The following is a 14292-nucleotide window of genomic DNA, read 5'->3' as shown; positions in this document are numbered from 1 at the left end:
AGTCTTTAATGAAACAATTTCTCGGCGTATTGCGCTACGAATACCGCATGTCGATCAAACGCAGAAGTATCTTGATCACCGCGTTCATTTTCAGCGCCTACTATATCTTTATGTGGATGACCAACGAATACCATTTTGATCTGGCCGAAGGTATCGCCAATCCGCTATTCGCCCAGGCCGGGCAAAATGTGTTCGGGTTGAACCTCTTCTTCCCGGTCGTGGTAGGCATCGCCGCCTCGGACCGCGCCATACGGGATTTCAAACTGGGCACGCGCGAGCTGCTGCGGGCCACGGATTTGCGCAATTCGACCTATGTGCTGGGCAAGTATTTCGGCGTGGTGCTTTCCTTTGTCACCCTCGAATTCGTCATCGTGTTTTTTGTCAGCATATTCATTGTGATCAAAATGCACTGGTCGGCGCTCTTCATCCTCTACAATCTCCTGTCCGTTCTGCTGATATCCACCCCCGGGCTGTGCTTCATCATTGCTTTTTCCCTGCTCTGTCCGCTCTTCATGCCCCTGCGTGTGTACCAGATCCTCTTCACCGGATATTGGTATTGGGGCAACTTCATCAGCCCGACCGTCATGATCACCCTATCTGATACGGTTCTGAACGCCAGCGGAGAGTTCCCCATGACGGCCTTCCTGGGTGTGATGGTCTCGGCGGACTCGCCTGAGGTGACCCAGGCCAAAGCCATTGCCAATATCCTCACACTCCTGCTGGTTGCCGCGCTAGCGCTGACCGGCATGACCGCCTATATTAACAAGACCGAAAAGAGGGCAGCATGAAAAACAATTCCCGCCCTTCCGCAAACTTGAACTCCAAATATACTTTCCAGGCCTTCCAGAAGGACCAATTCTGGCTGCCGGCCGCTATCATGGCGCTCTTCATGATCATAGCGGTTTTCATCAACGAGGCCAACCGCTTCAATACCTTCCGGGCCTTTTTGGGTTTCACCCTGCCCCTTATCTGCGGCGGTTTGTCCGCTTACGCCTTCCTGGAGGATACAGCCCTGGAGCTGCAATTCACCACCTCGCGTTCTACCTGGAAGATGATCTTTGAACGCCTGTCCATCATCGCCCTGGTCATAACCCTGACCGCGCTGGTCTTCCAGGTTTACGCGTACCTGATCGGCGTCGACCTGTCCCTCTTGGGCGGTTTACTGGCCCGCCAGTTGATCTGGGCCGCGCCCAGCCTGGCCATGCTCGCCTTCGGCGCCAGTGTTTCGCTGCTGGCCCGCAGCAGCCCGGGCGGCTTTGCCTTCGTAGGCGGCTTCTGGACGCTGCAACTCTTCATGCGCGGCTGGTTCGCCAACAGCCCGGTGCTGCGCAACGTGTTGCTGTTCTACAGCGCCATGGATCCCAACACCCATGCCGCCGCCGTCAACCAGCTTTCGTTGGTGTGGATCTTCGTGCTGCTGTTGCTGGCAACACATAACTTATTGAAAAAAACTGAAAGGTATATCTAAAGGGAATATCATGATCGAGATCAAAGGTCTTTATAAATCTTACGGCAGCGGCTCAAAGTCGGTCAAGGCGCTGCAGGGCATCAACCTGTCCATCGAAGCTGGCATGTTCGGCCTGCTCGGGCCGAACGGCGCGGGCAAGACCACCTTGATGCGCATTCTGGCCGGCATCGTCAACCCTTCGCGCGGCAGCGTGCGCGTCAACGGCCACGACCTGGCAGTCGAAAGCGAGCGCCGCGCGGTCAAATCCGTGCTGGGCTACCTCCCTCAGGAGCTGGGACTGTACCCCGACCTGAGCGCGCGCCAGTTCGTCGACTATATGGCCATTCTGAAAGGCGTGGATAACGCCCAAGCCCGCCAAAAACGGGTGGACGAGGTCATCGCCATGGTTTCGCTGGAAAACGATGCCGACCGCCCCATCAAGGGCTATTCGGGCGGTATGAAGCGCCGCGTGGGCATCGCCCAGGCACTGGTCAACGACCCGCGCGTGCTGATCGTAGACGAACCCACCGCCGGGTTGGACCCGGAGGAACGTATCCGTTTCCGCAACCTGCTGGTGGACCTGGCCTCCGACCGCGTGGTGTTGCTCTCCACGCATATCGTCGGCGACATCGGCCTGACCTGCCGCAACATGGCCGTGCTTTCCAAGGGCCGCATCTGCTTCCAGGGCAGCCCGCTCGACCTGACCCGCCTGGCCGAAGGCCATATCTGGACCATCGTCAGCCCGGACGGCAGCAAACCGGATGACGGCCTGACCGTGGTTTCCATGCAGCACATGCCCGCAGGGGTCGCCTTCCGCGTGGTGGGCGCCAGCGCCGCGGGTTACCCGCAGGCACGCCCCGAACAGCCCAGTCTGGAAGACGGCTACATGTGGTTGATGAAAGGCAGCAACGGCAAGGACGCGGAACTTCAAGATTGATCCATAAAAATCAAGCTTTGCGATAACCTTAAGCCAATCTTGAAACGTTTTGGATATTACTGTCAGATAAAAACTTAATAAGAGAATCCTGAAACAAAAAGGGAGATTACCGAAAAAGTAATCTCCCTTTTTTATAAATATTTACGCGAGATCTGGGTTTACTCGTGCTCTACAAGAGTTCTGACTACACGGTCCACTGCTTCACGAGCAACATCATCAATTGCCGTTCCAACCACAATGATATTGACACCTGTTCCGATGAAGGCCTTGAAATTGTCCAGATTAATTCCCCCTTCTGCCAGCGTAGGTACTGAGACAGCCTTTACCAGGGCATCAATACGTTCCTTTACCGGATCCGCAATCTTGCCCGCTTCCACGCCCTCGTAGCTCATTCCGGTCATCAATCCGACAAAATCAACACCGATATCTTCCATTTTCTTTGCAGTCTCGGCCACCTCTTTCGGCGTCTCGCAGGGAATACCAAAAAGATGCCGGTCGGATGGATGTGCGATATAAGCGTCAATCAACAATCCATAACGGTGAGCCATATCCACCACATCCTTCAAATCTTCAATGGTTGATTTGTGCGTATGCAGTCCATCCGCACCGGCTCGGGCAAGTTTGATGACGTCTTCTTCTGTCAATGGAGTTGGCATGACCTCTGTGAAAGTCCCGGCAGCACCTACTGTAATATAGATATCATTACCGACCACATTTCGGACACCGTGGACAGCTTCTGCCATTTGGTCAACAGAGATTTCGTGCCGCAGGCTTTCTGCAACGTGCATGGAAGTCACGCCTTTATATCCACGGGCCAGAGCAAGAGCAGGGTGATTGGGCTCGATCATGCGGGCGCCTGCCTTGACAGCGGCTAATGCCATACGAGCGTCATCACCTGTGATTCCAGTTGACAATAGTGTCGTGCCATGATGTGCTTCTATCGCATCCTGAACTTTTTGTCTGGCATGCCTCATCTTTTGTTCCATATCACCAACAATCATTCGTTACCTCTTTTCATATATTAGTTTTTGAATGTCCTACGCTTGAACGTTTTCAATCCCTTTTTTCTTTGCCACTTTATTTGCAATGATGGTCAGCATACAAGCAGCCACCATCGCAACCACCATCGATACCGCGAAACCTAAAGGATTGTTGGAAATGGTTGGCGCTACCAAAGTAGGTAAATAAGCCACGCCACGGGCATCAAAGAAACCGACAAACGCACCGCCTAACATGGCTGAGAACAAGGCAATAGCAAAAACCCACTTATCGGAGAACATGAAGGGTAAGCTGCCTCAACGAAAGTACCAAAAGCAATGTTCACAAAAAAGCCGGGGGCAGCTACAGATGCTTCGCTCTTATCCTTAGGCGCAATGATATTCGCCAGGGTAATACCGGCAGACACCATGACCAGGCCGACCATGTCCACTGCACCCAGGAAACTATTGCCTTGTGTTTCCATCTCAAGCAAGACAATCGGCAAGATTGCAGCATGATAGACTCCCCCTATGATAGCCGGCCAAATCAACAAACCAGCCACGGCTCCCGCCAACACGGCGTTGTAATCCAATGCAATTTGGATCAGGTCACGGATTGCATTTCCACCCCAGAGGGTTACCGGAGCCAGCAGAAAATAAACCAAAAGACCGCCGCCCATACCACCTAATGCACCTGCCACCAGGCTGGAAGTAGTTGTCGGAAAATGCATACGGAATGACCACTGAAGCAGATAGCTCGCAAAAATCCCGGCCAGCACACCACCAACAATCCCGCCCAAAATTCCGCCGTTTACCGACAGGACACCTGCTACCACACCAGCAACAATACCGACTTCATCCAGTCCCGAAACTTGTTTGGCAGCGACCACTGCTACGACAACCGGCAAAGCTGCTACCAGGATATCAAACAACGGCCCAACAGAGTCTTTCAAAAAAGATATATTTCCAACCGCTAGTGTCAGTGCCATTGCGATGAACGCAGGCAGGGACGACATCATAATACTGCGCAAGTGAATGCGCTTAAAAATATTGCCGGTATCTATTTCAGTTGATTTTCCAATGACTGGGGTATATTTTGTTTTCCATTTGGAAGAGAAAGCGGAAATGTACCCTACCGCCCGGGTCCGGTTGGTGGAGCCGGTTGTTCCCGAAGAAGAGATCACATTCGCGCCCATAGAACGAGCCTCTGCCATCGAGGTACCGCCAGTCCCCGCTACGGGAATCTTCATTTCGGCGGCGGCAATTATGACATCTTTATTAATCCCTTTGGGATCCGCAGAAACCATAATTACCCCATCGATCTCACCTTTACGGATAGCCACCGCGATGTCTGTACTTACTTTTTGAGCTTCCGTATTTACTTGATCCAGATTTCCCTCGGACTTTGTTTCCAATCCATTATTTCCGACTACCCAGAGTGCCCCTTTGGTCTGATCAGTAATATGATCCATACTGGTAGTAGCGGCAACAAAGGAACAATGGCTTACTTCCAATGAAGCTGCTTTTGCCTGCATTACAATTTCTTCTAATAAAGCCTGAGGATTACTCCCTCCTAATACGAATAAATGACCACCGCTGCTTCCAATTACTGCAATTTTCTTCATTTCACTCTCCTAGAATTTTTACAATTTTTAAAATAAGCTTTGATCTATGCGATGATTTAACACCTTCCTCTTTGAAATATCATTGTATTTTTATTCCTCTGTCAGGAATTATTGTTATAATCAATATAGTCGTTACTGGAACTATTCGTCAATGTTAATTCCGCCTAATACGAATTAATCATTATAGGAATAAGCTAATGGTAAATGCTGCAAATAAAGATTTCTTTTTACAAGAAGAGGAAATTAGCGGGGAAATCTTCAATACCTGGTTAAATAAATGCGGTATCTCCCGCAACCTGGCCTTGGATGAGATTAACCAAAACAGTAAGTTATGTGAAAAGATCGGGATGAAAACTTTCCAACAATGGACTTCAGCAAACGAGTCAGCAAAAAAGATCAGCGCCAAGCAGGAAGAGGAAAGTGGAAATCGCGTTGTTGCCATCGTGGAATGGTTTTTTAACGAACACCTTCACCGCAAAAATGGTTTCATGCAGACGGCAGAATTAGCGAAGATTATTGAAATCTATCGTGATATCCCCGTCACAAATCGTCTTCAACTCAACCGCATTCTCCATGATCTTAAAATCGCAAACAATGAAATCGAAACCAAACTCCCAATTAATTCGGATTGGAGAAAGCAATTACTCGAAGAACCTGTATGTGCATTTGTAATGGATAAATATTGGTGCTTAAGGGCAACAACACATTATGAGCTGGCTTTTGCGGGTTACAAGGAAAGCGATTTGAAAAATTGGGGTTGTTGGCAGCGATTGAATTCAAGCATGGGCGGTATTCCAAAACATTTACAAAACAGCCCAATGAGCAAAACTCGCGGCCCCTACGCGCAAGAATACTATATTAAGCAAATGATACGCTTTCGCTTATCAATCTCAGATTTGCTCCAAGGGGAAGATGAAAGATTATCTATCATTATGGAATTGCTAAATGAAATTCCGGATTTTAATAAAATTTGGGATTTATCCATCCAACAAGAGCACGAGCATCTTTCCAATTCATTCGGTTTTCCTGTTCCTTTTTTCCGGAAAGATGGAACACTTTTGTGGATGATGGAGTTCAGTACACCAATTTCAAATACCGATGGCTTTCAATTGATTAGTTGGACTCCGATCAACCGTGATTCCAGTATATATTTAGCTGATTTAACCAAGTCCATTGATGAATCCGGCGAATTTTCTAAGCAATGCTTTTTTGTTGAGGATTATGCTGAGTATTTCACCGAAAAGCAATGCAAAGCGCTGGGTATTACGTCGCGCAATTCTTAATTAACCAGGCTACAAGATCGTACAGGGTAAGTGCCGGTTCTTAAGAAAAATCGCACAGCACAATCGGATTTCCGTGTTCTTCCACCAACCCGAGTACATCCTCGCAAGCCAGGAAAATGGTGGCTGTGTTTTCCATCGGATGGATGCCGATCTGCCGACCCCGCAGCGCGCGGTCGAACACCACCGTGACCTCTTTCTGTTCATCGTTCAAGATCCCCAACGGGGTCACGTGCCCTTTTTCCAGCCACAGCCGTTCCCACAGGTCGGCCTCACTGGCAAAGCTCAGTTTTCGGCTGGGGATGCGTTCAGCCAGCGCTTTGAGGTTGACGCTGCGGTGGCCGGGCACGCTCACCAGGTAGAAGTTTTTCTTCTTATCGTCGCGCAGGAACAGGTTTTTAACGATCTGTTCCGTCTGCGGCAAATCCAGCGCGTCCAGATCCTCGATCGTGTAAACGGGGGGATGCTCGTAAACCTCATAGGGAATATGAGCTTGGTCCAATAGAGTGTAAACGCCTTGTTTATCCATCATCGCAAGATCGAATTATTGTACAACGGTCGTCCCTCATTGATAAGGATATGGAGTGAACCGGTAATCTTTCCCCAAAGCAAGTTCAACAACAGGCGATAACCCGGTTAAAATAAAGTATGTCTGATCTCCAAGCGCAGCTCCTCGAACTGATCCGCCTGACCGCCACCAGCCTGCCGCCGGATGTGGAAACAGCCCTGCAGGATGCCGCCGAATGGGAGGACGAGGCTTCCACCGCGCGCAATGTCCTGCAAACCATGCTGCGCAACGCGGCCATCGCACGCGCAAACAGTACGCCCATTTGCCAGGATACCGGCACGCCTATCTTCTACGTGGAGTACCCGCAGAGTTATTCCACCCTCGAGTTGAAGGCCATCATCCGCGCCGCGGTGTCTGAAGCGACCGAAAAAAACTACCTGCGCCCCAACGCCGTGGACAGCCTGACCGGCCGCAACAGCGGCGACAACCTGGGTGACGCGTATTTTCCCGAATTTCATTTTGAAGAACACACCGGCAGCGATCTGCGCATCACCCTGCTGCTCAAGGGCGGCGGCTGCGAGAATGTCGGCTGCCAATATGCCCTGCCCGACGCGCGCCTGAAAGCCGATCGCGACCTGGAAGGCGTACGTAAAGCCGCCCTGGATGCGGTCTTCCAGGCCCAGGGCCGCGGCTGCGCTCCCGGCTTTCTCGGCATCGCCATCGGCGGCGACCGCAGCACCTCTTTCGCGGCTTCCAAGGAAGTTTTCTTGGAGAAGATAGGTGAACACCATATCGACCCGGAGATCGCTACGTTGGAGGCGCGCATCACGCGCGAAGCCAACCAGCTGGACATCGGCCCCATGGGGATGGGCGGACATACCACCGTCTTGGGAACGCGCATTACTCAGTTGCACCGCCTGCCCGCCTCCTACTTTGTCAGCGTGTCCTACATGTGCTGGGCTTTCCGCCGCCGCAGCCTGACCCTGGCTTACGGAAAAGCGATCTATGACTGAAGCAGCCGTCTCCCTGACCACCCCCATCGCAGACGCAGCCATTCTGAGCCTGCATAGCGGCGATTCCGTCCTGCTGAACGGTGTCATCGTGACCGCCCGCGACCGCGCGCATCAATGGCTGTACGAGCGTTTCATCCGCCAGTCCGTCGCGCCCACCTTAGACGACCTTATTGTTTATGATGCGCTCAAACCGTATTTAAATAACGGCCTGATCTATCACTGCGGGCCGATCGTCGCGGAGTTGCCGGACGGCAGCTACCAATTCATCGCCGCCGGACCAACCACCAGCATCCGTGAGGAACCCTACCAAGCTGAGATCATACAGCACTTCAACCTGAAAGGCGTGATCGGCAAGGGCGGCATGGGCACTGCCACCCTGCAGGCCTGCGCACAAACACCCGCGGTTTATTTCCACGCCGTCGGCGGAGCGGCCGCCCTGATCGCTCAGTCAGTGATAGAAGTGCTGGACGTATACAAGTTAGAATTCGGCATGCCCGAAGCCATGTGGGTGATCCGTGTCGAAAATTTTCCCGCTGTGGTGACCATGGACGCGCACAACCGCAGCTTGCACGAGCAGATATTGACCCGCTCGAAATGGAATTTAGAAAACCTGCTTGGATAATACCCCGCAAGTTTCCGCAAGAATGATTGATTATCAGGAGGGAACCACGATGAAATTTGGCCTTTACTTACCCAATTTTGGACCCTACGGGGACGCCTGCGTGCTGGCCGAGCTGGCAGTCCTGGCTGAAGAAGCCGGATGGGATGGCTTTTTCCTATGGGACCATCTCACACGCTACTGGCCCACCAATGTGGCCGACGTGTGGGTCTCCATGAGCGCCATCGCCGCGCGTACACAGCGCATTCGTTTCGGCGCGCTGGTCACACCCCTGGCCCGCCGGCGCCCCTGGAAAGTGGCGCGCGAAGCGGTCACGCTCGACCAGCTCTCCAACGGCCGCCTGATTCTGGGCGTGGGGCTGGGCAGCGGCGGCGGCGCGGATGTCGAATGGGGCAATTTCAACGAGGAAATGGACCTGAAGAAACGCGCCGTCATGTTGGACGAAGGGCTGGAGATCATCAACGGCCTATGGAGCGGGGAGCCTTTCTTGTTTGACGGGCAGCATTATCACGTGAAAGAAAGCAGTTTCCTGCCCACGCCTCAGCAGCAGCCGCGCATTCCTGTCTGGGTAGCCGGCAACTGGCCGCACAAAGCCCCCTTCCGCCGCATGGCACGTTGGGATGGCATGATCCCCCAGACTAATCCGGCGGTGGATGACGATATTGATGAACTTCAGCAAGCTATTCAGTTCACATTATCCGAACGAACGTCGCCGCAGCCCTTCGATGTGGCTTACAGTCTGTCCCCTACCCAGGCGCAGGAACCGCAGCGCTACACCGCGGTCGGTGTGACCTGGCTGCTGGTGCAGCTCTATCCCACCCACTTCGGCGCGGACTGGAAAAGTGACTGGCCGCTCGAACAGATGCGCGCGTATCTCCAGGCAGGGCCGCCTGAGGAATGAATCCTAACGGGATATCGGGGCAATAACGATAAAGGTTTTTATTGTTTATCTACAATGAACAATTTTTCATGACCAAGAAATACCTGCGCAATATGTGCTAAAATGCCTTAAACAGAGTATGTCTTGTTAAATTCAGGAAAAATTCCCCGCTGTCTCCAAGGAAAATAGGCTGTTGAATGAATAGCGATCAGTTGGAACAATTTAAGGTTATTGCCGAGTGTGAAAGCTTGACCAAGGCTGCCGAGACCTTATATATTTCCCAACCTGCCCTTAGTAAAACCTTGAAAAACCTTGAAGCTGAATTAGGTTGCAAACTCTTCTATCGCAGCCGGCAAAAACTCAATATTACCAAAGAAGGCCGGCGCCTGCTGGAATATGCGGATTTAATCATCACCACCATCGATAGTGCGCAGCAGGAATTCAAATGCTTGGATGATAATAAGCGAATCAAGATTCTTGGCACCGGGTATTATTTGCCGGAATTGCTGGATGGTTATTTTGATGGGCAAAACGCCAGTCTGGATTTACAGGTTATTCCGGATGATTTAATTCCGAACATGTTGATCAATAAACACGCTGACATCGTTATTGCCGATGATTACTACCTGCGCCATTATGGCTCGCAAGGTCTGGAAAAAGTTTTGTTATTTCAGGAACAGTTGCTCTTAAATATCCCGAGTGACCATCGTCTTTTTTTTCGCGAATGGATCCCTTTAAATGAAATCCAGGGAGAACCACTTTTATATATTGAGACCAAGGCGGATATTGATAGCTGGATCAAGGAAATATTAAAAATCAACCGGTGTAAGTTAAATATCGGTCTGCGATTGGATCCGCTTTTATTTCAACAAATGCGCAAAGAAATACAATATTCCTACCTTGTAAGTTCAAGCACCCACTTATTCAATGACAACCAGCAGGATCCGAAAGCTTGGAAGAAAATCAGGGTCAACGCTTTATATTCAAACCGATATATCTATTTATGGTATTACAAAAAAGATTTCAAACGGCTGGCAAAGGTTATTGATCTGGTCAAGAATAATGCAGTTAAAGCTGCAGCTGATTTTGAATACTCCAGAACACTGGCTTGATTAATTTATATTTGTTTAATATTTCATAAAAAATAAAAAATCTCCTTTTCAAGGAGGTTTTTTATTTATAACCGATAGTTATACATCCGATAAACAGCGTCTATTTTACATCTCATTTCCACCCCCCTATACTGTACAAAAGCAATTATTTCGTTCTTATTACCAAATCTAAACAAAAGGAGGTTCGCAGTTATAAGAAATAAATATTGATCGTTTTGATTAAGTAAAGAAAATTGAGAATGTATACTCTCAGAAAGTAAAAATTTGGAGAAAAAACAAATAAGAATTCTACTAGTTTGCGGGTCAGGGGCATCCAGCGGTTTCATGGCTTCAAATATTCGGAAAGCTGCCGTTAAACGAGGATTGGATGTAACTGTGACGGCAAGAAGTGAGGCAGAAATAGAGAACTATATTAATGATATTGATTGCCTGATGATCGGCCCTCACCTCGCCTACCTAGAGGAAGATGTTTCTAAAATTATCCAAGGCAAAGATATAAAGGTTGCATTAATGAAACCCGATTACTATGCGACCCTGAATGGTGAACAAGCCTTGGACCATATCGTGACATTGTTTAAATAATTTGGAGGATTAGAGATGAAGAAATTTATGAATTGGTTGGAAAACAGTTTTGCGCCGGCAATGCGCAAAGTAAATAGCAATGTTTGGATCTTAGCGGTTAAAGATTCCATCATGCAAATATTGCCATTTATTTTATTGGGCTCATTATTCTGCATCATTGCCATTAAATTCGGAAGTTTTTGGACACCGTTCGGCTGGACCATGGGTGTGGTTTCCCTGTTTGTGGCATTCCTGATCCCGTTCAACCTGATGGAAAAGAAAAACCTCAGGAAACAGAGATTGATTGCCGGCATGTCCGGTCTCGTCCTGTTCCTGATCGTCATCACCCCTCAGGTGGTTGCGGATGGCACAATCGGCTTTGGGCACGAAGCCCTGGGTGCTGGCGGTATGTTTATCGCCATTACCTGCGGCCTTTTCTCAGGCTTGATCATGAATTTGTTTGGCAAGTTCTCCTTCTTTAAGGAAGATTCCGTAATGCCGGACTTCGTCAGGGCCTGGTTCGATGCCATGCTGCCAATCGGTATCGTTGTTATCACCGGTTGGGTCGCTGTCGATATCCTCTCTGTGGATATTTATTCCGGACTCGTGTCTGTCTTTAAACCTTTGGCTGGTTTCATCGAGACCTGGTATGGCTTCACTATTGCAATGTTCGTTTACACTTTCCTTTATTCAATGGGTATCTCCACCTGGGTGCTGACTCCTGTTTTCAGCCCGGTGCGGTTGGCTGCTTCCGCTGCAAACGTTGCCTTGGCTGCTTCCGGTGCCCTGCTCACAGCCGATGCGTTACACCTGGTTACCGGTGAGACGATTTATTCTACTTACCTCTGGATTGGTGGCACCGGCTGCACCTTGCCCCTGGTAATCATGATGATGCTTTCCAAAGACAAATATCATAAAGCGATCGGCACCGCTAGCTTGGTCCCCGGTATCTTCAACATCAACGAACCGGTTGTCTTTGGCGCCATCGCCTGGAACCCCATCCTGATGGTTCCCATGTGGCTCCAGGGCCTTATTCTCCCCGGGATTGTCTGGTTATTCACAAAGGTCATTCACTTCGCGCCGATCCCCGCAATGTTGTTCGACGCATGGTACATGCCCTTCCCAGTTTCAACCTGGCTGATCACGAAGAGCGTCAACGCACTCATTCTGCTGGCAGTCGTTGCGGCAGTTTCAACACTGATTTGGTATCCGTTCTTCAAGATTGATGAAAAACAGCGCTTGGTAGCGGAAAATTAGATTACACAGCCTTGAAATAGCCTGAACAAATGGCGAAACAGGCTCTATTGCAGGGATTGTGTTCCTCGTAGAGCCTGTTTATTTTTGATAGTTCGCTGGTAAAAAATAAAGATAAGTTTTTTGTGGAGCAGATTATCCATGAATGAAGAATTGATCAAAACTTCTATGGAAATAATTATAAAAGCAGGGGATGCGCACCTGTTGAATCATAAAGCGCTTAAAGCGCTGGCTGAAAACGATTTTGAGCTGGCAGCGAATCAATTTGAGGCAGCAAGTAAAAAATTGGTTGAAGCACACAAAGTACATACCACGATGATCCAATCAGAAGCAAGCGGTAATCATATTGAATATTCGGTTTTGTTCACACATGCCCAGGATACATTGATGACAATTAATTCGGAAATTGGACTTTCAAAATCTTTATTTAAAGTTTTTGAGTCATTGAATCATAGAATTGAAAAACTTGAAGAAGGGATGAAAAACTGCGATGAAACAAATTAAAGGCTTTAAGAAAGACTTCCTATGGGGCGGCGCGGTGGCGGCCAATCAATGCGAGGGTGCCTGGCAGGAAGGTGGTAAGGGTTGGAGCGTAGCCGATATTTTACAATTCCGCAATGATATACCGCTTAATAAAAAATATAATGAAGAAACCTCGACCGATTACATAAAAGAGGCTATGCAGGATGACAAAGGTGTTTTTCCCAAGCGTTGGGGCATCGATTTTTATCATACCTACAAAGATGACCTGAAACTGCTCAAAGGAATGGGCCTAAATTCATTCCGCACTTCCATTGCATGGACGCGTATTTTTCCCAACGGCGATGAGTTGGAACCCAATGAGGAAGGTCTGAAGTTCTACGACAACCTGATCGACGAGATCATCGCCCTGGACATGGAACCCGTTATCACCATTTCGCATTACGAAATGCCGCTGAACCTGACTCTCAATTACACCGGCTGGTACTCGCGCGAATTGATCGATTTCTTTGTGCGTTATTGCGAAGTTTTGTTCGACCGCTACAGCAGCAAGGTCAAATACTGGATCGTCGTCAACCAGATCAACCTGATCGTGCATGAATCCTTCAACCATCTGGGTATCGCCGAGGACAAGGTCGAAAACCTGCTGGAAGCCAAGTACCAGGGCGTCCATAACGAAATGGTCGCCAGCGCTAAAGCCACCAAATATGCGCGTGAACACTATCCGGATTTGCACATTGGCATGATGTTTACAGACGCGATCAGCTACCCTGCCACCTGCAAACCCGAAGATGTACTCGCCAATTACCGTCGTAACCAGATGGAATATTTCTACGGCGATGTGCTCATGCGTGGTGAGTATCCCGGTTATGCCTTCCGCTTTTTCGAGGAAAAGGGTATCCACGTCGAATTCGGCGAGAATGACGAGGATATCCTCAAAAACACCGCTGATTTCATGGCCATCTCCTACTACTTAACGCGCATTGCCGACGCGGAAAGCGTCAAGCAGAAAAAGACGGCCTACGATAATCCCTTTATCCAGGCGAATGCTTGGGGCTGGGGCATCGATCCCATCGGCCTGCGCACGAAACTGAACATGTATTGGGACCGCTATCACATGCCCATCATGATCGCCGAGAACGGCCTGGGCCATTTTGACGAGGTCGAAAAGGACGGCAGTATCCACGACGATTACCGCATCGATTACCTGCGTGACCATGTCGAACAGATGCGTGAAGCCGTGCTGGACGGCGTGGACGTCTTCGGTTATTTCCCCTGGGGTCCGATTGACATCATCAGCTGCACCTCCTCCGAGATCACTAAGCGCTACGGCTTTATCTATGTGGACATGGATGATTACGGCAAGGGCAGCGGAAAACGCTCAATCAAGGACAGCTATACCTGGTATAAAAAAGTCATCGCCAGCAATGGGGAAGACCTTTCCTAAAACGCTGGCGAAATAATTCAACCTCAATCAGGCTAATCCAAAAATGGATTAGCCTGATTTTAATTTTATAAAGGAGTATTAAATATACATATAATTGTTAATTATAAGGTATCATAACTTAATAGCAATCTAAAGGAATCTGACGGTTTTGA

14 protein-coding genes and 2 pseudogenes are annotated in these 14292 nt (G+C 49.4%); 13 read left to right on the top strand and 3 right to left on the bottom strand.

The annotated features are described in order from the left end of the window. The first annotated feature begins 8 nt into the window (after positions 1 to 8). The 3 genes from Pelsub_RS04410 to Pelsub_RS04400 are packed head-to-tail and all read left to right on the top strand — an operon-like array spanning position 9 to position 2384. A complete protein-coding gene (locus tag Pelsub_RS04410) occupies positions 9 to 788 on the top strand; it encodes a hypothetical protein (RefSeq protein WP_116224935.1) in 780 nt (259 codons plus the stop codon). Further along, positions 785 to 1468 carry a hypothetical protein gene (locus Pelsub_RS04405; RefSeq protein WP_116224936.1) on the top strand — a complete coding sequence of 228 codons (684 nt, stop codon included), beginning with the start codon at positions 785 to 787 and terminating at the stop codon, positions 1466 to 1468. Before Pelsub_RS04410 ends, Pelsub_RS04405 begins: the two co-directional genes overlap by 4 nt. A 10-nt stretch (positions 1469 to 1478) precedes the next feature. Continuing rightward, entirely contained in the window at positions 1479 to 2384 is a 906-nt protein-coding gene (locus Pelsub_RS04400) for an ABC transporter ATP-binding protein (protein WP_198418395.1), read from the top strand. A gap of 158 nt (positions 2385 to 2542) precedes the next feature. On the opposite strand, the gene Pelsub_RS04395 is transcribed toward Pelsub_RS04400, so the two are convergent. Together Pelsub_RS04395 and Pelsub_RS04390 are read right to left on the bottom strand one after the other, a co-directional pair. Beyond that, the gene (locus tag Pelsub_RS04395) at positions 2543 to 3385 is read right to left on the bottom strand and encodes a beta/alpha barrel domain-containing protein (protein ID WP_116224938.1); all 843 of its coding nucleotides are present in this window, start codon (positions 3383 to 3385) and stop codon (positions 2543 to 2545) included. Between the two features lie 36 nt (positions 3386 to 3421). Further along, a pseudogene (locus Pelsub_RS04390) lies at positions 3422 to 4986 on the bottom strand (PTS sugar transporter). Positions 4987 to 5183: 197 nt separating this feature from the next. On the opposite strand from Pelsub_RS04390, the gene Pelsub_RS04385 reads away from it, so the two are divergent. After that, complete coding sequence (locus Pelsub_RS04385) at positions 5184 to 6269, top strand: hypothetical protein (RefSeq protein WP_116224939.1); 1086 nt, start codon at positions 5184 to 5186, stop codon at positions 6267 to 6269. A gap of 40 nt (positions 6270 to 6309) precedes the next feature. Here Pelsub_RS04385 and Pelsub_RS04380 read toward each other — a convergent pair whose 3' ends face one another. Then, positions 6310 to 6798, bottom strand: a complete 489-nt coding sequence (locus tag Pelsub_RS04380; RefSeq protein WP_116224940.1) for a prolyl-tRNA synthetase associated domain-containing protein — start codon at positions 6796 to 6798, stop codon at positions 6310 to 6312. Between the two features lie 116 nt (positions 6799 to 6914). Between Pelsub_RS04380 and Pelsub_RS04375 the strand changes: the two genes are divergently transcribed. The 9 genes and pseudogenes from Pelsub_RS04375 (at position 6915) to Pelsub_RS04340 (ending at position 14140) form a co-directional block, all read left to right on the top strand. Beyond that, positions 6915 to 7787, top strand: a complete 873-nt coding sequence (locus Pelsub_RS04375; RefSeq protein ID WP_116224941.1) for a fumarate hydratase — start codon at positions 6915 to 6917, stop codon at positions 7785 to 7787. Then, the gene (locus Pelsub_RS04370; RefSeq protein WP_116224942.1) at positions 7780 to 8409 is read left to right on the top strand and encodes a FumA C-terminus/TtdB family hydratase beta subunit; all 630 of its coding nucleotides are present in this window, start codon (positions 7780 to 7782) and stop codon (positions 8407 to 8409) included. Before Pelsub_RS04375 ends, Pelsub_RS04370 begins: the two co-directional genes overlap by 8 nt. 49 nt (positions 8410 to 8458) lie before the next feature. Then, on the top strand, positions 8459 to 9307 hold the full coding sequence (locus tag Pelsub_RS04365) for an LLM class flavin-dependent oxidoreductase (protein WP_116224943.1): 849 nt from the start codon (positions 8459 to 8461) through the stop codon (positions 9305 to 9307). Positions 9308 to 9483: 176 nt separating this feature from the next. Next, positions 9484 to 9657, top strand: a pseudogene (locus tag Pelsub_RS15985) (LysR family transcriptional regulator); the annotation flags it as partial. Between the two features lie 78 nt (positions 9658 to 9735). Beyond that, on the top strand, positions 9736 to 10398 hold the full coding sequence (locus tag Pelsub_RS04360; protein WP_232528616.1) for a LysR substrate-binding domain-containing protein: 663 nt from the start codon (positions 9736 to 9738) through the stop codon (positions 10396 to 10398). Positions 10399 to 10662: 264 nt separating this feature from the next. Then, the gene (locus tag Pelsub_RS04355; RefSeq protein ID WP_211314296.1) at positions 10663 to 10980 is read left to right on the top strand and encodes a PTS sugar transporter subunit IIB; all 318 of its coding nucleotides are present in this window, start codon (positions 10663 to 10665) and stop codon (positions 10978 to 10980) included. A 15-nt stretch (positions 10981 to 10995) separates the two neighbouring features. Continuing rightward, entirely contained in the window at positions 10996 to 12216 is a 1221-nt protein-coding gene (locus Pelsub_RS04350) for a PTS sugar transporter subunit IIC (RefSeq protein WP_116224945.1), read from the top strand. 138 nt (positions 12217 to 12354) lie between these two features. After that, entirely contained in the window at positions 12355 to 12717 is a 363-nt protein-coding gene (locus Pelsub_RS04345; RefSeq protein ID WP_174233248.1) for a PTS lactose/cellobiose transporter subunit IIA, read from the top strand. Further along, on the top strand, positions 12704 to 14140 hold the full coding sequence (locus tag Pelsub_RS04340) for a glycoside hydrolase family 1 protein (protein ID WP_116224947.1): 1437 nt from the start codon (positions 12704 to 12706) through the stop codon (positions 14138 to 14140). The genes Pelsub_RS04345 and Pelsub_RS04340 overlap by 14 nt, the downstream gene beginning before the upstream one ends. Positions 14141 to 14292 lie beyond the last annotated feature (152 nt).

This window comes from Pelolinea submarina, assembly GCF_003966975.1.
Classification (GTDB): Bacteria; Chloroflexota; Anaerolineae; order Anaerolineales; family Anaerolineaceae; genus Pelolinea; species Pelolinea submarina.
The sequence above is the reverse complement of the archived record's forward strand: the minus strand, read 5'-3'. Positions and strand labels throughout refer to the sequence as shown.

What these genes read in the sequence shown, in the direction of transcription:
- Pelsub_RS04350 (WP_116224945.1), top strand. Translation starts at nt 10,996, where the DNA reads ATGAAGAAATTTATGAATTGGTTGGAAAACAGTTTTGCGCCGGCAATG.
- Pelsub_RS04400 (WP_198418395.1), top strand. Translation starts at nt 1,479, where the DNA reads ATGATCGAGATCAAAGGTCTTTATAAATCTTACGGCAGCGGCTCAAAG.
- Pelsub_RS04375 (WP_116224941.1), top strand. Translation starts at nt 6,915, where the DNA reads ATGTCTGATCTCCAAGCGCAGCTCCTCGAACTGATCCGCCTGACCGCC.
- Pelsub_RS04370 (WP_116224942.1), top strand. Translation starts at nt 7,780, where the DNA reads ATGACTGAAGCAGCCGTCTCCCTGACCACCCCCATCGCAGACGCAGCC.
- Pelsub_RS04410 (WP_116224935.1), top strand. Translation starts at nt 9, where the DNA reads ATGAAACAATTTCTCGGCGTATTGCGCTACGAATACCGCATGTCGATC.
- Pelsub_RS04405 (WP_116224936.1), top strand. Translation starts at nt 785, where the DNA reads ATGAAAAACAATTCCCGCCCTTCCGCAAACTTGAACTCCAAATATACT.
- Pelsub_RS04385 (WP_116224939.1), top strand. Translation starts at nt 5,184, where the DNA reads ATGGTAAATGCTGCAAATAAAGATTTCTTTTTACAAGAAGAGGAAATT.
- Pelsub_RS04395 (WP_116224938.1), bottom strand. Translation starts at nt 3,385, where the DNA reads ATGATTGTTGGTGATATGGAACAAAAGATGAGGCATGCCAGACAAAAA.
- Pelsub_RS04380 (WP_116224940.1), bottom strand. Translation starts at nt 6,798, where the DNA reads ATGATGGATAAACAAGGCGTTTACACTCTATTGGACCAAGCTCATATT.
- Pelsub_RS04345 (WP_174233248.1), top strand. Translation starts at nt 12,355, where the DNA reads ATGAATGAAGAATTGATCAAAACTTCTATGGAAATAATTATAAAAGCA.
- Pelsub_RS04340 (WP_116224947.1), top strand. Translation starts at nt 12,704, where the DNA reads ATGAAACAAATTAAAGGCTTTAAGAAAGACTTCCTATGGGGCGGCGCG.
- Pelsub_RS04365 (WP_116224943.1), top strand. Translation starts at nt 8,459, where the DNA reads ATGAAATTTGGCCTTTACTTACCCAATTTTGGACCCTACGGGGACGCC.